At 41.2% G+C, this 24,886-nt stretch carries 20 protein-coding genes; all 20 read right to left on the bottom strand.

Annotated features, from left to right (window positions below):
- Positions 1–22 precede the first annotated feature (22 nt).
- Positions 23–283 carry a stage V sporulation protein SpoVS gene (gene spoVS / locus MHH65_RS08330; RefSeq protein ID WP_003211281.1) on the bottom strand — a complete coding sequence of 87 codons (261 nt, stop codon included), beginning with the start codon at positions 281–283 and terminating at the stop codon, positions 23–25.
- 202 nt (positions 284–485) lie between these two features.
- Entirely contained in the window at positions 486–1,280 is a 795-nt protein-coding gene (locus MHH65_RS08325) for a TIGR00282 family metallophosphoesterase (RefSeq protein ID WP_098676894.1), read from the bottom strand.
- Positions 1,281–1,369: 89 nt separating this feature from the next.
- Complete coding sequence (rny, locus tag MHH65_RS08320; protein WP_003211958.1) at positions 1,370–2,932, bottom strand: ribonuclease Y; 1,563 nt, start codon at positions 2,930–2,932, stop codon at positions 1,370–1,372.
- Positions 2,933–3,240: 308 nt separating this feature from the next.
- The gene (recA, locus tag MHH65_RS08315; protein WP_034281901.1) at positions 3,241–4,284 is read right to left on the bottom strand and encodes a recombinase RecA; all 1,044 of its coding nucleotides are present in this window, start codon (positions 4,282–4,284) and stop codon (positions 3,241–3,243) included.
- A gap of 177 nt (positions 4,285–4,461) precedes the next feature.
- Positions 4,462–5,712: a competence/damage-inducible protein A gene (locus MHH65_RS08310; protein ID WP_070325846.1), complete on the bottom strand. Its 1,251-nt coding sequence runs from the start codon at positions 5,710–5,712 to the stop codon at positions 4,462–4,464.
- A gap of 16 nt (positions 5,713–5,728) precedes the next feature.
- Complete coding sequence (gene pgsA, locus MHH65_RS08305; protein ID WP_008358030.1) at positions 5,729–6,310, bottom strand: CDP-diacylglycerol--glycerol-3-phosphate 3-phosphatidyltransferase; 582 nt, start codon at positions 6,308–6,310, stop codon at positions 5,729–5,731.
- A gap of 73 nt (positions 6,311–6,383) precedes the next feature.
- Positions 6,384–7,283, bottom strand: a complete 900-nt coding sequence (locus MHH65_RS08300; RefSeq protein ID WP_061109885.1) for a helix-turn-helix domain-containing protein — start codon at positions 7,281–7,283, stop codon at positions 6,384–6,386.
- A gap of 23 nt (positions 7,284–7,306) precedes the next feature.
- Positions 7,307–8,098 (bottom strand): DUF3388 domain-containing protein, encoded by a 792-nt coding sequence (locus MHH65_RS08295; RefSeq protein WP_003211480.1) that lies wholly within the window; start codon positions 8,096–8,098, stop codon positions 7,307–7,309.
- A 131-nt stretch (positions 8,099–8,229) separates the two neighbouring features.
- Positions 8,230–8,487 (bottom strand): DUF3243 domain-containing protein, encoded by a 258-nt coding sequence (locus tag MHH65_RS08290; protein ID WP_056766502.1) that lies wholly within the window; start codon positions 8,485–8,487, stop codon positions 8,230–8,232.
- A gap of 73 nt (positions 8,488–8,560) precedes the next feature.
- Positions 8,561–9,289: an SDR family oxidoreductase gene (locus MHH65_RS08285; RefSeq protein WP_268414384.1), complete on the bottom strand. Its 729-nt coding sequence runs from the start codon at positions 9,287–9,289 to the stop codon at positions 8,561–8,563.
- A 31-nt stretch (positions 9,290–9,320) separates the two neighbouring features.
- Positions 9,321–12,440 carry an MMPL family transporter gene (locus MHH65_RS08280; protein ID WP_335350978.1) on the bottom strand — a complete coding sequence of 1,040 codons (3,120 nt, stop codon included), beginning with the start codon at positions 12,438–12,440 and terminating at the stop codon, positions 9,321–9,323.
- A complete protein-coding gene (locus MHH65_RS08275; protein ID WP_268414382.1) occupies positions 12,418–12,894 on the bottom strand; it encodes a MarR family transcriptional regulator in 477 nt (158 codons plus the stop codon). Before MHH65_RS08275 ends, MHH65_RS08280 begins: the two co-directional genes overlap by 23 nt.
- Positions 12,895–13,045: 151 nt before the next feature.
- Entirely contained in the window at positions 13,046–14,338 is a 1,293-nt protein-coding gene (locus MHH65_RS08270; protein WP_073205222.1) for a pitrilysin family protein, read from the bottom strand.
- The gene (locus MHH65_RS08265) at positions 14,335–15,615 is read right to left on the bottom strand and encodes a pitrilysin family protein (RefSeq protein WP_061109883.1); all 1,281 of its coding nucleotides are present in this window, start codon (positions 15,613–15,615) and stop codon (positions 14,335–14,337) included. The genes MHH65_RS08270 and MHH65_RS08265 overlap by 4 nt, the downstream gene beginning before the upstream one ends.
- Before the next feature lie 145 nt (positions 15,616–15,760).
- Positions 15,761–18,877 carry an MMPL family transporter gene (locus tag MHH65_RS08260; protein ID WP_081124406.1) on the bottom strand — a complete coding sequence of 1,039 codons (3,117 nt, stop codon included), beginning with the start codon at positions 18,875–18,877 and terminating at the stop codon, positions 15,761–15,763.
- Between the two features lie 311 nt (positions 18,878–19,188).
- On the bottom strand, positions 19,189–20,421 hold the full coding sequence (locus MHH65_RS08255) for an MFS transporter (protein WP_200864930.1): 1,233 nt from the start codon (positions 20,419–20,421) through the stop codon (positions 19,189–19,191).
- 99 nt (positions 20,422–20,520) lie between these two features.
- Positions 20,521–21,246: a GntR family transcriptional regulator gene (locus tag MHH65_RS08250; protein WP_024424122.1), complete on the bottom strand. Its 726-nt coding sequence runs from the start codon at positions 21,244–21,246 to the stop codon at positions 20,521–20,523.
- A gap of 164 nt (positions 21,247–21,410) precedes the next feature.
- On the bottom strand, positions 21,411–23,783 hold the full coding sequence (locus tag MHH65_RS08245) for a DNA translocase FtsK (RefSeq protein WP_141545648.1): 2,373 nt from the start codon (positions 23,781–23,783) through the stop codon (positions 21,411–21,413).
- Positions 23,784–23,893: 110 nt separating this feature from the next.
- A complete protein-coding gene (locus MHH65_RS08240) occupies positions 23,894–24,130 on the bottom strand; it encodes a YlzJ-like family protein (protein ID WP_008344712.1) in 237 nt (78 codons plus the stop codon).
- Positions 24,127–24,855, bottom strand: coding sequence for a ClpP family protease (locus tag MHH65_RS08235; RefSeq protein ID WP_024424124.1), 729 nt, complete (start codon positions 24,853–24,855; stop codon positions 24,127–24,129). Before MHH65_RS08235 ends, MHH65_RS08240 begins: the two co-directional genes overlap by 4 nt.
- Positions 24,856–24,886 lie beyond the last annotated feature (31 nt).

Below are 24,886 nucleotides of genomic sequence, written 5' to 3'. Positions count from 1 at the left end.
GTTGAAAATAATAAAATTAGAATTATCGTGGCTCAACAATCAATTTGATGGCTGTTCTTTCTTCTCCATCGATCAGAATGTCAGTAAAGGCTGGAATGCATATCAAATCCACTCCGCTTGGCGCGACAAATCCCCTTGCAATGGCGACAGCCTTAACCGCCTGATTCAGTGCTCCAGCGCCGATTGCTTGTATTTCCGCTGCACCGCGTTCACGTAAAACGCCGGCTAATGCTCCTGCTACTGAATTCGGATTTGACTTTGCTGAAACTTTTAAAATTTCCATTTCTGCTCCCCCTTAAATTTACAATGGATAAGTGAGTGTTCATTAGAACAATCTTTGTTAGATGATGCTATTTTTTTGAAAATCCATCCCCAAAATGTTTTTCAAAAATAGCAGGCTACCTACCATTTTTACTATATTCACGATAGAGGTCGCATATTCCTTCTTTCTGATTAATATTTTTCTGAAATAAATATGTGAACATTTATTCAAAGAAAATATGGTCATCATTTATCAAAATTCGATCAATTTTGACAGCTTTTTTCGACTGTTCGTCAATTTCTACGATCACTGCACTTAACGTCGTGCGGCCTTCTGCAATTTCAAAACGAACTGGGAGACTTGTTTTGAATCGTTTAATGATCGTTTCTCGGTCAACACCTAAAATGCCATCATAAGGTCCTGTCATCCCGACATCTGAAATATACGCAGTTCCTTTAGGCAATACGCGGTTATCTGCTGTTTGAACATGTGTATGCGTTCCAACGACACATGATGCACGGCCGTCTGTATACCAGCCCATCGCCTGCTTTTCACTTGTGGCTTCACCATGAAAATCAATAAAAATAAACGGTGTCCGTTTGGATGCTTCCGCAATTAATTCATCTATTTTTTGAAATGGGCAGTCAATTGGCGGTAAAAACGTACGTCCTTGCAGGTTGATGACAGCCAGTTCTTTTCCTTGTTTTTTAATAAACGTGAGACCTTTTCCAGGTGTGCCTTCCGGGAAGTTAGCAGGACGGACCATATTGGCTGCGTCATCGATGAAATCGAAAATGTCTCTTTTATCCCATGTATGGTTGCCCATTGTAAGCACATCAGCTCCTGCTTGCAGCAGCTCATGATAGATTTTTTCAGTCAGACCTTTCCCGTGAGCAGCATTTTCTCCGTTGACAATAGTAAAGTGCGGCTGATATTTTTTCTTCAGCTTTGGCAAGTATTCTTTCAGTGTGTCTCTGCCAGGTGAACCGACGATATCTCCAACAAATAATATTTTCATGCGCTTTGAACCCTTTCTCTTTTAGAATGATCTTCTTATCAGTGTTGCATATTTACACAAAAAAATAAAGCGGCGCTAAGCGCACCGCTCTATTTTGCATACTCTACTGCGCGAGTTTCTCGAATGACTGTCACTTTAATGTGACCAGGGTAATCGAGCTCGTCCTCAATTCGCTTACGAATATCCCTTGCTAGACGGTGAGCTTCAAGATCATTAATTGAATCTGGCTTCACCATAATACGTACTTCACGTCCAGCCTGTATCGCAAACGATTTTTCAACACCTTCATAAGATTCAGAGATATCTTCTAATTTCTCAAGTCTCCGAATGTAATTTTCAAGTGTCTCACTTCTTGCACCAGGGCGTGCTGCAGATAATGCATCAGCTGCCGCAACAAGAACAGCGATAATAGATGTCGGTTCTTGGTCACCGTGGTGAGAGGCAATACTGTTGATGACAACAGGATGCTCTTTATATTTCGTCGCAAGCTCAACGCCAATTTCTACGTGGCTTCCTTCTACTTCATGATCAATGGCTTTTCCAATGTCATGCAGAAGACCTGCTCGTTTTGCAAGCTTTGCATCTTCTCCAAGCTCTGAAGCCATGAGACCTGCAAGATGTGCAACCTCAATTGAATGCTTCAGGACATTTTGTCCATAACTTGTACGGAATTTTAAGCGGCCGAGAATTTTGATCAGATCCGGATGCAGACCGTGAACTCCGACTTCGAATGTCGTTTGTTCACCCATCTCACGGATATAATCATCGACTTCACGGCGTGATTTTTCCACCATTTCTTCAATTCGTGCAGGATGAATGCGGCCATCCTGGACTAGCTTGTCCAGAGCTATCCTCGCTGTTTCACGTCTAATCGGATCAAAGCCCGATAGTATAACAGCTTCAGGTGTATCATCTATGATCAAGTCAATACCTGTTAACGTTTCTAACGTACGGATATTTCGTCCTTCACGTCCGATAATACGACCTTTCATCTCATCATTTGGAAGATTGACTACAGATACCGTTGTTTCAGCCACATGATCAGCTGCACAACGCTGTAACGCAAGTGAAAGAATGTTTTTCGCCTTTTTGTCAGCCTCTTCTTTCGCTCGGTTTTCAGATTCTTTCGTCATGACTGCAATGTCGTGGGAAAGCTCATTTTCAACTTGATCCAGAATGATTTGTTTCGCTTCATCTCGAGTTAGACTTGAAATACGTTCCAACTCGGCTTTCTGCAAACGAATCATATCATCCACTTTGCTTTCCATCTCTTCAATATGTTGTTGTCGTTCATTCAGAGAATGATCTCTCTTCTCCAACAGGGACTCCCGTTTATCTAAAGATTCGTCTTTGCGATCAAGATTTTCCTCTTTTTGAAGTAAACGGTTTTCTTGTCTTTGAAGCTCATTTCGTCTTTCACGAACTTCTTGCTCCGCCTCTACACGAAACGAATGAATTTCATCTTTCGCTTCCAAGAGCGCTTCTTTCTTCAATGCTTCCGCATCACGCTTTGCATCCTCAACAATTTGTTCGGCCATGTTTCTTGCGCCGGATATTTTTGCTTCTGCAATGGTTTTACGAACAAAGTAGCCAACAACTAAACAGATTAGGCTCAGCAAAATGGAGATGATCGTAAACATCGTAGGCGACATATTTTCACCTCCTCTTGCTATGAACTTGGTTTTACAAATAAAGTGTCGGCATGTACATTGTTTTGTGTCTCAACATACAGGGCCTTCACAGGGAATGAGATCCTCACTGCCCTTGTCAAGTTTAAATTAGTTATCAATCATGTTAAGAAAAACAAGTGATACATTCCCATTGTAATTGTGTCGGAAATACTTGTCAAGCTAGTCAGACTGAGGCGTAAGTCGTTATTTCAAGCAAAGACAGAACTTTTGACCTGCCAGCTGTCATGTAAATGTAAAAAAAAGACGCTTTTCAGCGTCTTTTAGTCTTTTTAGTCATTAAACTCCAATTCTTCTTGTCCTTCTTCTTCAGCTGCTTTCACTCCGTTTGTATCCAAACCGTAGTGTTCGCGAATTTGCTCCTGGATCATCAGCATGATATCTTTATTTTCTTTTAGGAACTGTTTCGCATTTTCACGGCCTTGTCCAAGACGTTCCTCTTGGTAAGAATACCAAGCACCGCTCTTTTGTACGATATCCAGCTCGCTTCCAAGGTCGATGATTTCTCCCTCTTTTGAGATCCCTTCACCGTACATAATGTCTACTTCGGCAATACGGAATGGAGGTGCTACTTTGTTTTTGACCACTTTAATTCTCGTTTTATTCCCCATAATGTCATTGCCTTGTTTCAGCTGTTCAGCACGGCGCACTTCTAAACGAACAGACGAATAGAACTTCAGCGCACGTCCACCAGGCGTTGTTTCAGGGTTACCAAACATGACACCAACTTTTTCACGAATTTGGTTGATAAAGATGGCAATTGTTTTTGATTTGTTGATGGCACCTGATAGTTTACGGAGCGCTTGGGACATCAAACGTGCTTGAAGACCAACGTGTGAATCACCCATGTCTCCTTCAATCTCTGCTTTTGGTACAAGAGCAGCTACAGAGTCAATAACAACAATATCAACTGCCCCGCTTCGGACAAGAGCTTCTGCAATTTCAAGTGCTTGCTCTCCTGTATCCGGCTGAGAAAGTAACAGTTCATCAATGTTGACACCTAGTTTTTGAGCGTAAACTGGATCGAGTGCATGCTCTGCATCAATAAATGCAGCTTGTCCTCCCTGCTGCTGAACTTCAGCAATGGCATGAAGGGCTACTGTCGTTTTACCAGAACTCTCTGGACCATATACTTCGATAATACGGCCGCGGGGATATCCGCCTATTCCAAGCGCAGTATCAAGTGCTAACGAACCACTAGGTACTGTTGAAATACGTGTATCTGTTTGCTCTCCTAGTTTCATAATAGAGCCTTTACCAAACTGTTTTTCTATTTGTTTAAGAGCCATATCTAAGGCTGCTTGACGATCACTCATTCTATTGTTTCCTCCTTTATCAATTCCACTATCTATACTATACCTTGTTTTACGTCATTTGCCAAGAAAAAAACGAACACATATTCGATTTTTTCTTGGCAGATTTTTTAAGAAAAGAGTATTTTCTATTAGAAAAAACGCACTTTTATAAAGGAGTAAACCTAACAAAAAACAAAATTAACTCTCTTTTAATAAGTTGAGTAAGTGATGCAGACCATATTTCACAGCACGCTTTCGAATGCCCGACCGGCTGCCTGTAAACATCCATTCAAACACGTCCGTCTGGTCTTTCGTAGATAGTCCAATGAACACTTTTCCAACAGGCTGACCCTCTTGGGTATCAGGTCCTGCTACACCCGTAAAGCTAATGCCAATATCACTTCCGGTCAGCTTTCTAACTCCTTCAGCAAGCTCTAAAGCACACTCTTTGCTGACAGCACCATGAGAAGACAATGTTTCCTCTCGGCAGCCAAGTACCTGCTGCTTGACTTGGTTTGTATAACAAACCACACTTCCGTTCAAAATGGATGATGCTCCTTCGAGATCTGTCAGCCATTCGGAGAACATTCCGCCAGTCAGGCTTTCTGCTGCTGCTACTGTTTTTCCGTGCTCGTGCAAGGCTTTGGATGCTTCGCGGACAAGTGATGTATCCCCATATCCGTAGAAGTACTCACCTACCCGCGCCAAAATTTGCGCTTCTGTTTCTTTTAACAGACGCTCTGTTTCTTTTTCATCCTCATGCTTAGCAGTCAGCCTTAGCGTCACTTCACCGTCAGATGCGAGTGGTGCAATTGTCGGATTCGTTTGAGCGTCAATTAAATCTTCTAGGTCTGTTTCAAGCTGCGATTCACCGATTCCGAAGAAGCGCAGAACAACAGACACGATCTTTTCCTTTAAGCCAAGCTTCTCAGAAATCAGCGGCTTTGCCTCGTTTTCAAACATCGGGTGCAATTCACTTGGCGGTCCAGGAAGAAGCATATAAAACGTATCGTCTTCTTGAACAAACATACCCGGGGCCATCCCGAAACGGTTCACGAGCACATCAGACCCTTCTAGAACGAGTGCCTGCTTACGGTTGTTCGGTGACATAACGCGTCCGGTCTTTCGAAAGTAGTCTTGAATCGATTCAAATGCTTCTTCATTTAGTACAAGCTCTTTCCCAAGCGAGCTCGCAATGGTTTCTTTTGTTAAGTCATCTTTGGTTGGTCCAAGACCACCTGAGAAGATAATAAAATTAGATCTTTCCTGCGCCACCTGAATGGCCTGTTTTAAACGCTCTGGATTGTCACCAACTGCTGTGTGGTAATAAACATTCACACCAATTTCAGCTAGTTGTTTGCTGATGAATTGTGCATTCGTATTCGTAATTTGCCCTAGCAATAGTTCGGAACCGACTGCAATAATTTCTGCTTTTCTCTCTGACTTCAAAGCGTACACGTCCTTTTTAGTTAGAATTCTTTAAAGCTTCCCAGTTTTTTGCAAAGTAATCCCAGCCTGAGACAACAGTGAAGAACACCGCTACCCACATCGCTAGATCACCAAACGGGAATGACACTAGTTCAAACGGCAGGTTATGCAGTAAAAGTGCTGAAATCGCAATGATCTGCGCCCATGTCTTCACCTTTCCAAGCATATTCGCTGCCACTACTTCACCGCCTCCGGCTAATACAAGCCTTAGACCTGTTACAGCAAATTCACGGCTGATGATCACAATCGCCATCCATGCCGGTGTGAGGTTGTATTGAACAAGTATAATTAAAGCAGCTGAAACAAGCAATTTATCTGCAAGCGGATCTAAAAATTTACCAAAGTTCGTCACTAAATTAAGCTTACGTGCGTAGTATCCATCAATCCAGTCAGTTGTTGAAGCGACGATAAACAAGATCGCTCCAACAAGGTGCGTCACTTCGATGCTGACGTCGCCAAAGCGCGCAACACCCCAATCTAGCGGTGCAAGCATAATAATCATAAAAACAGGGATCAAGGCGATCCTAGAAAGGGTTATTTTATTCGGTAAGTTAAACATGAAATCCAATCCTCCAATAATGCAATTTTTTATGTATATAATAGTAGGAACAAAAGAAAAGTCATCTACTTGCTTAAGATGACTTTTCCTTTCCTTTATTCACAATCACAATGTTTTGTGTCATGGTGTTCTTAGGGTCTAATTCGTACTTAAGTGTCTCGTCATTTACCTTGATATCTATTCCAGACGCATTGCCTAGACGGATATCGACCTGAGAAAGCTCAGACAGGTCTGTTTTAAACGATTCGCCATCTTTTAGTTCACCCATCTTCAGCACTTTTCCAGATTCGTCTCTTACGCGCAGCCATGAAGCTTGCGAGGCAGAAATGGTTAACTCCATTTCGTCTGCACCTGATACTTCATACGTTGTTGTCGAGCCTTCTGTATTCGTCGCCTTTAAAGAAACAGTTTCATCGTCTTTTGATGAATCGTCTTTTTTAGAAGATTTTTCTTTATCATCTGACGAAGCTTTTTCTTTTTTCTTTTGATCTTTTGCAAGAGATGAATCCTCAGATACTTCATATTTAGATTCTGATTGCTGAGGGGCCGCCTGATTATTCTTCTGTCCGCTATCATGATTGACCGCCTGCACGATCACATAGATGATGGCGATGACCACAATGATGCCTCCAATAATTAAAATTGTCGGCAATAGTTCAAGCACTTTCGAGGCAGGCTTTGGCAGCTCTCTTTGCGGCTTAATATTCGATAATTTATCAGATACTTCATCGTTATACGTGCTTGGAACATCTTTACGAAATTCTTCGAACAATTGTTCAGGATTCAGTCCAACGGCTTCGGCATATTGTTTAATAAACGCTCTGACGTAAAATTTACCTGGAATAATATCATAGTTTCCTTGTTCGATTGCTAGCAAATAGCGCTTTTGGATCTTGGTAGCCGCCATCAGATCCTCCAGCGACATCCCTTTTTCCTCTCTGGCCTCAACGAGCCGTTTTCCCAATTCAGTCAAAACAAACACCTACCATTACCATATTAAAAATCGAAGCCGGAAAAACCAGAATGATCAAACACTTGTGGTTCTTCAGCGTGTTCATATGTAATCTCTTCGTCTGCGCTATTCCGCAATTCAATGATATAGTCGAAATCATCCATTGTATATTCTGAATTTTGAATAAAGATGTCTGGATGCTCGACCACCTTCGTTGCCGGCAGTCTCATAATTTCCCTTAAAAGCTGCAAATGCTTCTCAGAACCTCTTCTTGTCGACACAATCCCATCAATAATAAAGACGTTATCTGGGCTGTATTCATCTGCGATCAGCTGACTTCGGATCGTCTGTTTCAAAAGAGTTGATGATACAAACAGCCATCTCTTGCTTGCACAAACACTTGAAGCCACAATTGATTCTGTTTTTCCGACACGCGGCATTCCGCGAATCCCAATCAATTTATGTCCTTCTTTTTTAAAGAGTTCAGCCATAAAATCAACAAGAAGACCGAGCTCGTCTCTTTCAAAACGGAACGTCTTTTTGTCATCCGCATCACGCTGTATGTATCTTCCATGACGAACAGCTAAGCGGTCACGAAGCTTTGGCTGTCTTAATTTCGTTACTTTTATCGTTTCCATTGTATTTAAAATTGATTCAAGCCGCTTAATTTGATCTGTGTGGTCACAGCGTAAAAGCATTCCGCGTCTTGATACATCAACACCATTGATTGTCACAATATTAATTGAAAGCATCCCCATTAGAGAAGAAATGTCTCCTAAAAGTCCGGGACGGTTTACCTGTATCTCATATTCAAAATACCATTCGAGCTTTGCCAAATGATATTACCCCCTTCATTGTGGCAAATTTTTACCTTCCTTTATCATAAAGCATTTTCACATTTTTAGAAAGCACAATGTTGTGAAACGGTTAAAATAAAAAGAGAGGCACAAACGACCTCTCTTTTTGTTTAGTGCGAGCTATTATTTTCAACTAGCTTGACCATCATATTTGCAATGGCACGCTGCTCATCTTCTGATGCAACGCTCCAAAGGTCAGCAAGTACTCTTTCCTGCTCGTTCTTTGCGTCAACTTCGTTAGCTAGATATCCGCCAATTTCATACGCAAGGTTATTGATGGTCTCATCTTCTAAACCTTTATCCTGCGCATGATTTAAGCGATCACCTAAAAAGTTTTTCCAATGGTCCCAGTTCTCAAGTACAGACATGTCTATTCCTCCATTCGAAAAGATGAATTACAGCCATAGCTTTTGTCATGGAGAGACGAATTATACACGTTTTTTAACAGTACCAGCCGCCATTGACAGATAAAATTTGACCTGTGATATAACTTGACTGTTTTGAGGCGAGAAACCAAATGACATCTGCAACTTCCTCAGGGGATGCAAGCCGGCCAAGCGGAATTTCTTCTTCCAGCATTGTGATGTCTTCCTGCGTAAAACGATTCATCATGTCTGTTTTGACAGCACCAGGCGAGACAGCATTTGCTCTAATTCCACTTGGAGCAAGCTCTTTTGCTAATCCTTTGATAAACGCATTTTGCGCACCTTTGACCATGCTGTACAGCACTTCACACGATGCTCCCGTTTCTCCCCATATCGAGCTGACCGCAATGATATGGCCTGCTTTCTTTCGAATCATGGCGGGTAAAAGGGATTGGGTAAGCTCATATGGACTTGTGACATGAAGCTGCACCATACTGGCTAATACGTCTTTTTCTGTGTCTGTCACCAATCCGACATGGCTTCTGCCGCTATTTAAAATAAGAATATCTGGACAGAGCGGCAGACGGCTGACAAGCTCATCTGCTCCGCCCGTTTTAGATAAATCGGCTTGAACGACGTGCGTTTGAATGGAATATGCCTCATCCAAATGAGCGGCGAGGCGCACAGCTGCCTGTTCATTTTTATGATAATGGAGCATCACATGGCAGCCTTCTTGGGCAAGCTTTTTCGCTGCTGCCTGCCCAATCCCGCCACTGGCACCTGTTATCAGCGCCCAACGACTCATCACATTGATTCCTTCTTTCTATATAGAATACCTATTCTTTTCGTTTAAATGGGAACCAGTTGGCTGATCCGAACAATTTCACCATCACAGGTACGAACAATGGTAGCACAACGAGTGCGTACAGTAAAAGTCCTGTGAGGACAAGTGTTGCAATCTGCAAGAGAGACAGCACACCTGATGGAAGCATGGCGGCAAATGTTCCTGCCAAAATAACAGCAGCAGACATAATGACAGACCCCATATTTTTCATTGATTCAGTCATGGCAAACTGGATGTCTTTTGTTTTGTATTCATTGAACCGCTCCATTAAGAAAATCGAATAATCGACTCCGAGCGCCATTAATATGACAAATCCAAAGAATGGTACAGCCCAGTTAATGCCTGGATATCCGAAGAAATGGGTGAAAATAAATTCTGTTACACCGATTGCTGTAAAGTAAGTCAATATGAGTGAACCTACCAAGTAAAGCGGCATGACAAGCGAACGGAACAAGATCACCAAAATAAGGAAAATACCAATCATCATATAAAGCACTGTCTTATTGAAATCTTGGTCTGACAGTTGTTTCAGATCAGCATTCATACTTGAGACACCTGAGACGCCAAATGAAGCATCTTTTAGGTTTGTTTCAGGAAGTGCCCGCTCGACAGAAGCTTCCACTTGTTTAATCGTCGACAAGGCGTCATTTCCATATGGATTTTTCTCTAAAATGACATCAATCTTTGTCATCTTGCGATCATCTGACATGTACGAATCAAATACTTGCTTGAATGCTTTATTTTTCAAGACGTCTTTTGGAATAAACCAGCCGGCCATGTCTTGATCTGGTGCATTTTTCAGTTCGTCTAAGTAGTCGCCTGCACCCATTAAGCCGCTCGAAATTTTCTCCAGTCCATTTACACTTTTGTTCAGGCCATCTGTCAGCTTGGTCAGGTTATCCCCAAAGCCGCCAATCTTTTCTTTCATTTGCTTTTGGCCATTCATGATGTCGCCCGCTCCATTTGCAAGCTTTGGCATATTGTCGGCTAATTGTCCTTGACCTTTAGACGTTCGATCCAGTCCATTTTCAACTGCATCTAAGCCAGCAATGAGTTCATCGATTTGATTCGTCAAGACTTTTTGCTGCTCAGAAGCTTTTGCGATAAAGGCATCAGCTGCTTCAAGCTGCTTTCTAGCTTCTTTCGCTTGTTTGGCATAGCTGTCTGCCTGTTTCGCCCCTTCTTGTAAGGTCGCAGAAAGTTCATTGTACGAAGCTTTAATGGCTTGATACGATTGATTTTCTTTTACCTGCGGGATTTGCTTTTCAAGGGTACTAAATTGTGTATTTGCTTGTTTGATTAACGCTTTTACATCTGCTGCGGCAGAGGATGACGTATCCACTTGCGCTAATGCTGCCTTTAATTCTTTGGAAATGCTTTTATACAGTGAAACTTGCTGATTCACTTGTGCGACTTGAGCCATTAATTCCTTTTTTGCACCTTTGATTTCATCTTTAATGGCTGCTACACCTTTTTTATTTTGGTCGATGCCGTTTTGCAATTTTCTTAAGGATTTTTCAACATTTTGAATCCCTGTTTGCACAGATTCTGTACCAGAAATCAATTTGTTAATGCCTTTTCCTGATGATTTGATTTGCGGCGTTTGATCCTCAATGGATTGACTCATTGTCGTCAGTGCATCTTGGATGTTTTTCAAGCCTTCATTGCTTTTATCAAGTCCTGTGTTCAGTTCTTTGGCTTGTGATTTTACGTACAGATCACTCAGCCCTTTACCGACAGGACGGGTGGCACTTCTCACTTTACTGACCCCATCTGTTTGTTCAATTGCACGGCTGAGTTTTTCGATGGCAATCAGCCCTTCATTGTTGTCTAAAAGGTCAGATGATTTCACGACCACTGTTGCCGGAAGTGCTTCACCCGGTCCAAACTTATCAGAAATGGTATTGAATGCGTTAACCGATTCGTATTTATTACCAATTTCATCTAAGCTGTTATAAGAAAGAGTTCCTTTATACATGAGAATTGGCGGAAGCGTAATGATTCCTACAATTAATAAGCTGAAAAGCGGTTTCTTAAATGAAAAACGGCCTGCTGTTTCCCACATTTTTGACTGCGGATGGGCAATATCACCTTTAATCGGCCAAAATAACACTTTTCCTAAAACTGCCATAAAGAACGGCACAATCGTGAGAAGAGCCACAATGAGCACAGCAACCCCAACTGCTACTGCAACAGCTGATTTATAAAGCTGGAATTGTGCCAGACCAATACATGTAAAGCCGATCAGCACTGCAATTCCGCTGAATAAGACGGTCTTTCCTGCTGTTTTATACGTAATCAGAATCGCTTCAATTTTATCTTTACCGTGTGCGATCTCTTCCTTAAAGCGGCTGAGAAGCAGTATGCAGTAGTCCGTTCCAATTCCAAACATGATCGCGACCATAAAGATCTGAGTAAAGGTCGAGAGCGGAAAGTCTACATATTTTACTAAATAAGCCACGATTGATTGACTCACCAAGTAAGACAGTGCCACTGCGACTAACGGAACGAAAGGCGCCACAGCTGACCTAAAAACAAGAATAAGGACAACGAGAATAAACCCAATCGTAATGAATTCTGTTTTCTTCAGGCCTTCCTGCGAACTTGTGATAACATCATCATCAATTAACGGCTGCCCTGTCATTTCAAATTTCAGGTTTAAGCTTTTTAGCTTTTCATTGACTCTTTCTTTAAAGTCGGACGCTTTGATTTTGTTTGAGTCATATGTAACTGGCACAAGGAGTGTCGTTTGATCTTTAGAGAGCATTTGTTTTTTGATATCTTTATTGGCTTCAAAGTAAGAAGTGATGTCCTCTATGTGGAGATCTTGATCCTTTTCTAAAATGTCCATTGCCTTTTTTAAAGATGTTTCTCTTTCTTTCACAATGTTCTTTTCTTGAAAGACAATGACGATTGATTTTTCTGTATCGCCGTTTTCAGACATTTTCTTTAATAACTGATTGGCATATGAAGACGGATAGCCGTCTGGTACAGAGATTTGCCCTTTTTCTTTTGTTAATTGCGCCATATTAGGAGCGGTGATGAGTAACACTGCCGCAAATACGATCCACAGAATCGTGATCAGCCATCTACCCTTTATGATTGCTCTCATTAGTACTTTGTGCCTCCTCTTCGATGATCACTTGATAGATCTTTTCATATGTTTGTATAAATGATTCCATTTCTTTTTCTTCAAGCTTTTCAAAATAAGACCGAACTAGGTCTTGAAGCTGCTTTTCCATTCGGCTGACCACTTCTTTGCCCTCTGGCGTGACGTACAGATGAACATTCCTTCTGTCAGCTTGATCATGTTCACGAAAAATATAGTTTTTCGTAAAAAGACGGTTGGTCATGGATGTTACAGCACTTTTGTTTACATTACATACATAAGCAAGGTCCGTAGATGTACACCCTGGATGTAAATTGATGTATCGAAGCGAGTAATATTGATCAAGCGTCAGCTCTTTATCAAGCTTTTCAGTGATCATACTCGAGACTTTTTTCTCCATCCAGAGATAGACATCTGTATACCTCTGGATAAGCTGGGCAATTTTATTTTGTTCCATACGCTGCTCCTTTTTAGTTTAAGTGTTTAACTATTAAAGAGTTTAACTAATGACCAAAACAATTGTCAATCAATATCCTCGTAAATATAGCGGCTTTTTCAATGAACATAAAAAAGACAAACTCTGCCGATATGAGTTTGTCTTTTTAAATTTATTTTGTTTTTGGGACGACTTTGAAAACAGACATCCGTTCTTCATCAATTTCTTCATCTAAAATTTGCTGAATATCAGTCAATTGAATTTGTTCCAGCATTGTGACGACATCAAATAAGCTCATGTCTAAGAATGCATATCGAGTAAATTGGTTCGCGATATATTCTGGAGAATTCATGGCTTTTAAAAAGCTGCCGATTTTTTTCTTGCGTGCAAGCTCAATTTTCTCTTCTGTCATGAGGCTTTTTGCTTGAAGAAGGGTTTCTTTTAATACCTTTGCGAGTTGATCAGGATCATTTGTATCCCCGCCAACTGAAGTGAAGCCAAAACCGCCTTCTTCGGTATAATCGTAGCTGAATGTTTCATCAATTAAGCCCTTTTCATACATCTGTTCATATTGTAAGGAGCTTTTGCCAAACAGCGTCTCTAAAATGAGATTCATCCCAAGCTCATGCTTTAGCAGCTGATTTCCTTTTTTATGCGGATTCTTTGTTTTCAAACCGAACATACATTTAGAGCCTTGTACGTTCATTGGAAGTTCGTATTCTTTCCGGTATACACCTTCAGGCTCATTGATGTCTTTTCGTTTGATCTCCGGCTGGTCTGTAAATGGCTTTTTCGCCTGATTCGCTCTGACTTGATCTAAAATTTGCTTCGGATCAACAGGCCCGACAACGAATAGAAGCATATTGCTCGGGTGATAGAACGTTTCATAGCATTCATATAAATGATCTTTTGTAATAGGGGCAATGCTCTCTACTGTTCCAGCAATATCTATTCTCACAGGATGCTCTTGATATAAATTTTCAATCAGACCAAAGAATAAACGCCAGTCCGGATTGTCATCATACATGTTAATCTCTTGGCCAATGATGCCCTTTTCTTTTTCGACTGTTTTTTCAGTAAAATAAGGCTCTTGAACAAAATCAATGAGTGTCTCAAGGTTTTGTTCGACATTTGAGGTGCTTGAGAATAAATAAGCCGTTCTTGTAAACGTTGTAAAAGCGTTTGCGGATGCTCCTTGTTTACTAAAAGTATGAAACACGTCTCCATCTTCTTTTTCAAACAGCTTATGCTCTAAGAAATGGGCAATTCCGTCAGGCACTCGAATCATGTCTTCTTTTCCAAGCGGCACAAATTCGTTATCGACAGAGCCATATTTTGTTGTAAAGGTCGCATAGGTTTTGTTAAACCCTTGCTTTGGCAGCACATAGACGTCAAGTCCGCTTTCCATTTTTTCGTGATAGACCGTTTCTTGCAGCTGATCGAATTGAATTGTTTTCACTGTCATGAAGCACCCTCCGTTCCTTTAAGAAAATAGGTCGTATCCCATTGGATTTTCTGACCCACTTTGATGATGTCCTCTTTTGTCACTCGGTCTAATGCTTCTATAAAGGAATCAAGGGTTTCCCCAGTTGGCACAACGGCATGCTGATACAAATATTCTGCTGTTCCATAAGACGTATCGATCGTTTCAAGCAGCTGGTTTTTGACGACTGCTTTTGTTTGATCAATTGCTTCATCTGAAAAATCACCTTTTTGCATCGCTTCAAATTGTTCTTTGATGATGTCTACTGCCTGCTGGTAGTTGCCGACTTCAATTCCTGACATGACCATCATCAAGCCTTTAAAGCTCTCAAGTCTAGACACAGCATAGTACGCAAGACTTGCCTTTTCACGAACATTAATGAATAGCTTAGAATGCGAGAAACCGCCGAATATACCATTAAACAAATGCAGCGCCGGATAATCTTTATCTGCAATCGTTGTATGTGTACGAAAGCCGATATTCAGCTTGCCTTGTTTCACGTCCTCTTCATCAATGACTTCTTTTGGTTCATTTTGAGGTCTTGCTGATTCAGCCTGCTGTTTGACTGGTTCTCTTTCACTTGTTTTAAAGTACTGGGAGACCATTCGGCTGATGTCTTCTTCGTCAACATCTCCGACAACATAAAGATCAAGCTGGTTTGATTGAAGCGCATGCTCATAAGCTGCAAAGAGCGAGTGAGCTGTGATGGCGTCAATGTCTTCCATTTCACCATTGACGTGCAGTGCATATGGTTCTCCTTTACACATTTCCTGCACGAGTCTTAAGTTCGAATAACGCATTTTGTCATCATAAACTGCCTGAATTCGCTGTTTTAAAGTGCGTTTTTCTTGATCCACATATAATTGACTAAACACCCCATCTTCAACATACGGGTGGAATAATAGGTCGGATAGTAAGGCAATCCCTTTTTCTAGTAAAGGAGTTTGATCCTTTAAATATTTTTCATTCGCCATTTCTAGGCGGAAGGTAATGATGTGATTCTCACCTTTTTTTGCCATGTCTGCCGAAACGGTTGCTCCATAGAGCTCATCAAAATAGGCACGCAGTGCTCCTGTTTTGGGCATCTTTTCTGTTCCTCTTAACAGCACATGCGGGAAAAGAGAACGCATGGTGACGTCATCTTTGGATAGCGGTGCAAGCATTTTAAAAAGGATTGTCACGGTTTTAAATTTTTCTGTTTTGACAATATGAGTATGAAGACCGGGTGTGTCCAGTGTCTTCTCTTGTAAGTACGTCATGAGAAACCTCCTTTGTTCATCCTATTTATTATGTATTAGAACATGGCTGATATATACGTGAAACAGCCATTTAATAGACATTATATCAATCAGAGGAAAGGATAGGAAATAAAAACGCCTCTGCTCATAGCAGAGACGCCAGTCGTTATTTCATTCTAAACGGCCACCAATTCCATTTACCAAAAATACGAACCATGACCGGAATAAAGAGGGGCAATACAACAAAAGCATATAATAAAAGTCCAATGAGTACGACTGTTGCAATTTCAACAAGCGATAATACTCCTGATGGCAGCATAGCAGCGAACGTACCTGCTAAAATGGCAACTGCAGAAATAATAACAGAACCCATATTTCTCATCGCTGATATCATCGATGCTTGTACATGCTCTCCCTTCCATTCATTAAAACGATCCATGAGGAAGATGGAATAATCGATCCCGAGCGTCACAAGGATGACAAAGCTGAAAAATGGAACAGCCCAGCTGACACCATCGTAGCCAAAAAATGTTTTAAAGATCCATTCTGTTAACCCGATTGATGTAAAATACGTTAAAATCAGTGAAAGTGTTAAGTATATTGGCATGACGATTGACCGTAATAAAATAATTAAAATAATAAAAATACCAATTAACATGAAGATAACAGTTCGAATAAAGTCACCGTCAGACGTTTCTTTTAAGTCCACATTTAAGCTTGAGATACCAGATACACCGTATTTGGCATTTTTGAGTCCACTTACAGGTAAATATTGATCAAGGGTTTCCTCAATTTTCGCGACACCTTTCATCGCTTCATTGCTGTATGGATTCACATTTAAGATGACTTCAAAAGTCGTTAATTTACGATCTGGAGACATATACGTATGAAAGATTTGCTTAAATTCTTGGCGTTTCAGCACTTCTTCTGGAATAAACCAGCCCGTTACTTCTTCATCTGGCGCTTGCTGAAGCTGCTTTAAGTAGCCGTCAGCCTCGGTGAAGCCGCTTTTGACCTGCTCAAGCCCTTCAATACTTTCATCTAATCCATCTGTTAATAACGTAAGTTTCGATGAAAGCTGGCTAAATCCTTTTTTGATGGCTTTTTGGCCTTCTGTCAGCTGATCTGCACCATCTTCGATTTTAGGCATTTCTTTAATCAATTGTTTTTGGCCCTCATTTGTTTGGTCAAGGCCGTCATAAATTTGATCAAGCCCGTCCATGAGTGCTTGCACTTGGCGTTTTACTTCTTTTTGCTTGCTTGATAAGGTTTGAATCACTTGATCTGCCTGCTTGATCTTTTGCTTAAAATGAGCGGCTTCCTCTTCATATACACTCATTTGATCCCCTGCTTGATCAAGCATTCCTTTTGTTTCTTTGAATACTTTCTTGATTTCTTTATATTCATCCATGTCTTTTACTTCTGGAAGACGATTTTCTAGTGCTTCAAATGATAGATTTTCATAGGATGCTTTTACTTTCTTAATGGTTGTCATCAGCTGCTGATTCGATTTTCCATGGCGTTCAAGTGTATTCACCACACGCTCTAGCTCTTGAATCATCGTTTCGCTGCTGCGATATTCTTGCTCTAATTCTTTTTTCGCTTTTTTGATTTTACTTCGAATGGTGCCGACGCCTTCCTTACTGCGTCTCACCCCATCTTCTAAAGAGATTAGGGATTCCCTGACTTCTCCGACACCGCTTTTGATTGCTTTTGTTCCATCAATCAGCTGGTCAATGCCTTGAGCGGATTCTTCAATTTTTGGTTTTTGTTTGAGAAGAGCGAGGTTTGTTTCGGTCAAGCCATCTGAAATTTTCCCGATTCCTTCATGGCCTTTGCCAAGTTCTCCTCCCAGCTCTTTCGCTTGAGAGGTGACATAAAGCTGGCTCAGCCCGTCCCCAACAGGACGCGTGACACTGCGGACTGTTTTGACTTCGTCAATGTCATTTAATTTACGAGTCAGTTTTTCAATCATGACAATCTTTTCTTGATTATCTAGCTTATCATCATTTTCGACAAGCACATTCAGCGGCAGCGCTTCACCAAAGCCAAATTGCTCTGATATCGTATTAAATGCAGACACCGACTCATACTTATTCCCAATTTCATTTAAACTGTTATAAGACAGGGTGCCGTCGTACATCAGAATAGGAGGTACCGTAATAAGAGCGACTAACCCTAAGCTGATGAGCGGCCTTTTAAATGAAAAACGCCCAGCCCATTCCCACATTTTACTTTGCGGGTGCCGAATGTTTTCTCTTTTAGATGGCCAGAATAGAGATTTTCCGAAAACAGACATAAAAAAGGGAACGATGGTGACAAGGGCAATCAGCAGAATGCCCACTCCAACGGCAACACTAACGGCTGATTGATACAATTGGAATTTAGCAAATCCAATACTTGAGAAGCCGACTAACACGGCTAAGCCGCTGAAAAATACCGTTTTCCCTGCACATTGATACGTGACGATAATCGACTCTTTGACATCACGGCCTTGACCGATCTCCTCTTTAAAACGGCTTAACAGCAGGATGCAATAATCCGTTCCGATACCGAACATAATGGCTACCATAAAAATCTGAGTAAAATTAGATAGAGGAAATTGTGTATATTCTACGAGAAAAGCCACAATACACCGGCTGACAGCGTAAGAAATGCCTATCGTAATGAGCGGAACAACAGGTGCCAATATCGATCTGAAAACAATAATTAAAATAAAGAAAATAAAAATCATCGTGATAAGTTCGGTTTTCTTCAGACCTTGTTGAGAGCTTTGAATGACATCTGAATCCACAAACTTTTGACCCGTTATTTCATATGAGACATGATAGGGCTTTAAAACTTCCTCAATTTGTTCTTTAATCTTCACAGCTTTTGTTTCGTAGTGGTCGAATTTGAATGGAACAAGAAGTGTACTTTTATCCTTTGATAAAAGTTGTTTTTGAATGTCCGGATCTACATGAAAATACGAAGTAATTCCGTCAATGTGGAGTTCTGGGGCATTTGACATGAGTGCAGCTAAAGCCTTTTTTAATTCCTGCTCTTTCGCAGGGAACAGATGTTGTTCGGAGAATACAAGCACACCTGTATCTTTTTTCCCGTTCTTATCTGACAGCTTATCCAATAGGTGAAGTGCCTCAGCTGTTGGTGTCCCCTCCGGAACCTTTAATTGCCCTTTTTCTCTTGTTAATTCCTCTAAATCGGGCGCAGTAATAAACAGAATCACAGCTGTTATCATCCACACCACTAATACAATCCATCTTGCTTTAATTATTTGCAACATAGCTGCTTCAAGCTCCTTCTACTTCTTCAATCAATTTGCTGTATTTGAGCGTGTCTGAAGTGCTGACTGCGTCTCCTTCAAATGGCAGGATGACCTATTCAATTGTCCTTTCGTGTTGAAGAAGCATATCTCCATCATCAGCACGCGAGCTCAATTTCTGCCTAAAGAAAGACAGAAAATGAATGTTTTTGAACACCTCCAATTTGGGATAATTTAAAAGATATTACTATACATTAGTTTAACTATCAAAATTTTACATGTCAATTTATAAAAAAGAAAAAAGATGGCAAAATACCATCTTTTTTCTATATTTAAACCGTTTTTAATTGTTCACTCTCATCCTCTTCATCTGGCTGGATGAAAAAGAGAACCAAAAATAGTGAAATGAGACTGCAAATGGTCGAGAGAATAAAAACAATGGAGTCTCCTTTATCCATTAGATAGGCAAAAATCGGAGGTCCTAACGCAACACCGATAAAACGCATACTGCTATAAAATGACGTAATGGTACCGCACTGCTCTTTTTCAATTCCTTCTGTAATCAGCGCATCAAGTGCAGGCAGGACAATACCGATGCCCACTCCGCCAATGCTTAAACAGATAAACAATACGAAAAAGCTGTGATTCCACCATAAAAAAATATAAGAAAGTGATAACAAAGCCATCCCTACAATTAAAAAGATTCTCATTTTTCCTTTTTCTTTTCCAATCGTTTTTCCAGCAATGTAGGAACTGATTGATAGAAAAAGGAGCGGAATACTCAGCAGGAGCCCTTTTTTGACGCCCTTTATTTGATAAGCTGCCTCTAGGTTATCGGATAAGTAAAAAAGCACACCAAAAAGAAGAAACATAATAAAGCCGCCAATAGCAAAAATGGCATAAAGCCAGCGTCCCTCATGCTTAAAAATGGTCTTTGTTGATTTTAAAAATTCTTTAAATGTAGGCGGATCCTCCTCTTTTTTCGACGACTCTACCATGAACAGTACCATGAGAAAGCTGATGATCGAAAAGAACGGAATGAACCAAAACGGCACAAACCAAAACCATGAAGCAAGAAGTGCCCCAATAATAGGGCTTAGTACCTTACCTGCTGTATTAGAGGTTTCAATGGCGCCAAGTCCTGCACTGACCTCTTCATCATCATGAAACAAATCTCCAATAAACGGCATAACGACAGGTGCGGCTCCAGCTGAACCAATCCCTTGAAGGACCCTTCCAAACAGAATCCACATATAAGGTTCTTTCATGATCGTTGAGGCGACTGCTGCCACAGCTCCTCCAAGTCCGGCGATTAAAAGACACGGCAGCAGTACCTTTTTCCGCCCAATCCGGTCTGATAAGTAACCGGCGATTGGAATACATAAGATGGCTACAACCGAATATACCGTAATAATGAGAGAGACTTGAAAGGAAGTAATCGAGAGTTTCTTTTCTATCTCTGGCAATACTGGTATTAACATCGAGTTCCCTAGTGTCATGATTAGAGGGACTGATGATAATGCAATGATATTCTTTTTACTGACTGTTTTCTCGCCCAACATCATTCACCCAATTCTATATACTGTTACGTATTAGTGTGGCAAGTTTGACGAGTATTATGTATGGGCAAACAAAAAGCAGACGCCTATGGAAGCGACTGCTTGTTAAAATCGTTTGCGTATGACATGAAAGCTGAATTTATCCGCTCGAAAATAATTGAGGGAGTATAAGACCGGCTGATCATCCTGATCATAGTGCATTTGTTTCAGTAATAATAACGCCGTTTCAGGGTCACAATCTAGAATCGGTGAGACCTGATCGTGGTAGCCAATTGGTTCAATGTCAGCAACTGCATATTTAATCCCGCTGTGCGGTTCTCTTCCAAACAGCTCAAAAAGAGACTCTTCTTCATGTGTAAAAGAAGCGGGAAGATGTTTGACCGGAATTTTATCTAAACAATAAACAACTGGCTGCCCATCTGCCGTTCGAACGCGTTCCATTGAAAAAATCCCATCAGATTTATCACACTGAAAACGAATGACATCATTCTCTGTTGGCTCCCCTTCTTGCGAGGATAAAAAGATGGTGCCAGGCGTCATATTGACCTGCTCAATCATTTTCGTGACACTTGTCAGCTGTTCTATGCCTGTCGAAAAAAGCGGTCTTGAATTGACGAAAGTCCCTACCCCATGCCTTCTAATTAAATACTTTTCTTCTTCTAATATACGAAGGGCCTCACGCAGTGTCGCTCTGCTCACACCTAAAAGTTTTGAGAGCTCAAACTCAGAAGGCAGCTTTTCTTTTTCGGCATATACACCTGTTTGAATATCTTCTTTAATACGGTCAATCACTTTCAAATATAAATGGCGATTGTCTGTTTTGGTCGACATGTTTTCCCTCCGTCTAATCAATGCAAATGATAAGATGAGAAATCTCTATTCCGAGATAAGTTGAACATAACTATATCATGTTTTTGCAAATAAATAAATAGTCTGACATCCAGTTAACATAATCATACTATCGTTTACTATTTTTTCAGGAAAGCTCTCTTCAATTATGAAGAGAGCTCGTCATATTGTTCTTTTGAGAGAAGAACTTCTCTCGGTTTACTTCCTTCATATGGGCCTACCACGCCCCGCTCTTCCATTGCGTCAATGAGACGTGCCGCCCGGGTATAACCGATGCGGAATCTTCTTTGCAGCATAGAAACAGAAGCCGTCTGCATGCCGATAATCAATTCAACTGCTTCATCATACAGATCATCTTCCACAGCCGCAAGCTGATCCTGCGTTTCTTCGCTCGGAATCATTTCCTCTTGGTATTGAGCTTTTTGCTGTGTGATCACGTGATCCACAACATGCTCCACTTCTTCATCTGATAAAAAGGCGCCTTGCACACGAACCGGCTTGTTTGCACCAACAGGTAAAAACAGCATGTCCCCTCTGCCCAGAAGCTTTTCTGCGCCTCCCATATCAAGGATCGTCCTTGAATCGGTTTGAGAGGATACGCTAAAGGCAATGCGGGACGGGATGTTGGCCTTAATGACACCTGTAATGACATCGACAGAAGGTCTTTGTGTGGCGATAATCAAATGAATTCCCGCAGCACGAGCCATTTGAGAAAGTCTTGTAATGGAATCCTCCACATCAGAGGAAGCGACCATCATTAAATCTGCAAGCTCGTCTACTATGACAACAATATAAGGAAGCTCTGGCTGTTTAGCATCTTCTGTTTGATTCATCCGTTTAATGTAATCATTGTATCCTTCAATATTTCTTGTCCCCGTATGCGAAAACAATTCATAGCGGCGTTCCATTTCGCTGACTACTTTTTTCAGTGCCTGCGATGCTTTCTTAGGGTCTGTTACGACAGGAGCCAAAAGGTGCGGAATACCGTTATACACATTTAATTCAACCATTTTCGGATCAATCATCATCATTTTCACTTCATGAGGCTTCGCTCTCATGAGAATGCTTGTGATAATACCATTGATACACACACTTTTTCCGCTTCCAGTCGAACCTGCTACAAGCAAATGCGGCATTTTGTTCATTTCAGCAAGCACGGCTTCACCCGAGATATTACGGCCGAGTCCAATGAGGAGCTTGGCATTTGGACGGTCATTTTGCTTCGATTCTAATACCTCTTTTAATGAAACCATAGCAATTTCTGCATTCGGAACTTCGATGCCGATGGCTGATTTGCCAGGAATCGGAGCCTCAATTCGAATATCCTTTGCTGCAAGGGCAAGGGCTAAATCATCACTTAGATTGACGATTTTGCTGACCTTCACGCCAACATCTGGATATACTTCATATTTGGTCACAGCTGGACCTAAATGAACCTGTGTGACTTTTGCTTTCACACCAAAGCTTTGAAATGTTTTTTCAAGCTTTCTGGCATTTTCATAAATATTTTTCTTATCTGTTTGCTGACCTGAATGCTGGGGCTCTGCCAAAATATCAAGTGACGGCAATTCGTAATCTTTGTTTTCAAGTTCTGTAAATGTCATCGGCGGTGCCTCTTTTGGTTCATCGGCTGTATCTGATTGAACTGGTGCACTTTGCACAGAGTCCTGAAGAGGCGCTGTCTCTTTTGCCGCCTGCTTTTTTTGAACCGTCGGGGTGAGAATGTCATCTCTATCTGCAAAGCTTGAAATAATCGGCTGGCTATTATCAGAAGACGGTGTTTCCTCTTCGATCAAGATCAGATCATCCTCGTCTTCTTCTTGAATGCGTGAACGTTTTTTCTTTTCACCTGTTTTCTGAGAGGACGCGCTCTTTTTCGCCTGCCTGATTCCTTTCATATCTTCAACAAACGCTTTCCACTGCTTCACCATAAATTGTGATAGAGGAATCGTCACTTTTTTCACCATTTCCTGAAGGGATCGGTTTGTAATCAGGACAATTCCAATCAGCATCAGAACAATCGCCATGATTTGCGAGCCTGCTTGTGCAAATAAGAAATAAGAAGCAGCAAACAAGACGGCGCCGATCATGCCGCCCCCTAAATCAGGCGATCCTGTTTCACCTTTCATATCCATCAAGAAAAGCTCAAATGTATTTCTAATCACACTTTGAGAGCCAATGACACCAGCAGATGAAAGATGCTGAAAGAGCTTCACATGTGACAAAAGCAAGATGCTCGCAATGATGCAGTAGAGACCTGCTTTTCTTCTTGTTAAAATATCTGGGATTTGTTTTTTCCAGAAAATCGTCACACCAAAAAGAAATAATCCGATAAGGCAGAGAATGAACCATTCACCTGCAAAGAATCGGAATAGATGTACAAAGGTTTGTCCAACAACGCCCAGCTGTAAAATGGCAATGATCGCTATGGCAATACAGACTAACCCATTTAATTCATATTTCAGTTTTAGCTGTTTATTTTGTTTTTTTCTCGTTTTCCGTTTTCTCTTTTTAGCCATACTCATCACCTTACTACGAAAGAAAATATAACCTACCGAAAGATCAGAAAGAAAGCAGCCTGGTTTTGGCTGCATCTTGTTGTAAGTTTTCCCTTTATTATAGCATAGAATCATTCATATGAGTCGGTTTGATTGGTGCCTAAATGTAACTTCAATCGCTTGCCTGGTGCAAGCTCTTGATTGAGAAAATCCATTGGATTGGTGCTCATGACTTGAACGATTTCTGCTTCATCTTCTTTCATTTCAACCATCACTGGCACACCTTGAATGTTTACCTGCTGGAGTTTGCGTTCTCCCTGTTCCTCAGCGTAAATGGCTTCATATGGCATAGGCGTATATAAAATCATTGGATCAGCCCCTCGTTTTGAGATGCCCTGTCTCCGATAAGTTCGTTCAACTTTTTAATCGCTTGTCCTACACCGCCCACTTCATTCATGAGTCCGTATTCTGCTGCCTCATGACCAACGACATTTGTTCCGATGTCTCTCGTCAAATTGCCTTTTGAGAACATAAGCTCTTTAAACTTCTCTTCTGTAATGTTGGAGTGGCTTGTGACAAAGTTAATGACTCTTTCCTGCATTTTATCTAAGTATTCAAAGGTTTGCGGAACGCCAATCACAAGACCTGTTAAACGCACAGGATGAATGGTCATCGTAGCTGTTTCTGCAATATACGAATAGTCACACGATACAGCAATCGGGACACCTATGGAGTGGCCGCCGCCAAGCACAATCGAGACAGTTGGCTTTGATAAAGAAGCAAGCATTTCTGCAATCGCAAGTCCCGCTTCAACATCTCCTCCTACTGTATTTAAGATGATCAGAAGACCTTCTATTTTAGGGTTTTGTTCAACGGCTACGATTTGTGGAATGACATGTTCGTATTTGGTTGTTTTATTTTGCGGTGGAAGCTGCATATGGCCTTCAATTTGTCCAATAATGGTGAGGCAATGGATATTTGTATCTTGCGGCAGCTGCGGAACGGCTGTTTCACCAAGCTGCTGTATTTTGCTCATAATACTGTCTTTTTCTTCTGGCTTTCGCTCAGGCTGCTGTTCATTCTTTTCGTCCATTTGTCTCCATCCTTTCCTCAAACTCTTCTCC

The organism is Bacillus sp. FSL L8-0654 (genome assembly GCF_038629965.1).
In the GTDB taxonomy this organism is placed as follows: Bacteria; Bacillota; Bacilli; order Bacillales; family Bacillaceae; genus Bacillus; species Bacillus safensis.
Note: the sequence above shows the minus strand (reverse complement) of the source record. Positions and strands in the feature narration are given on the sequence as shown.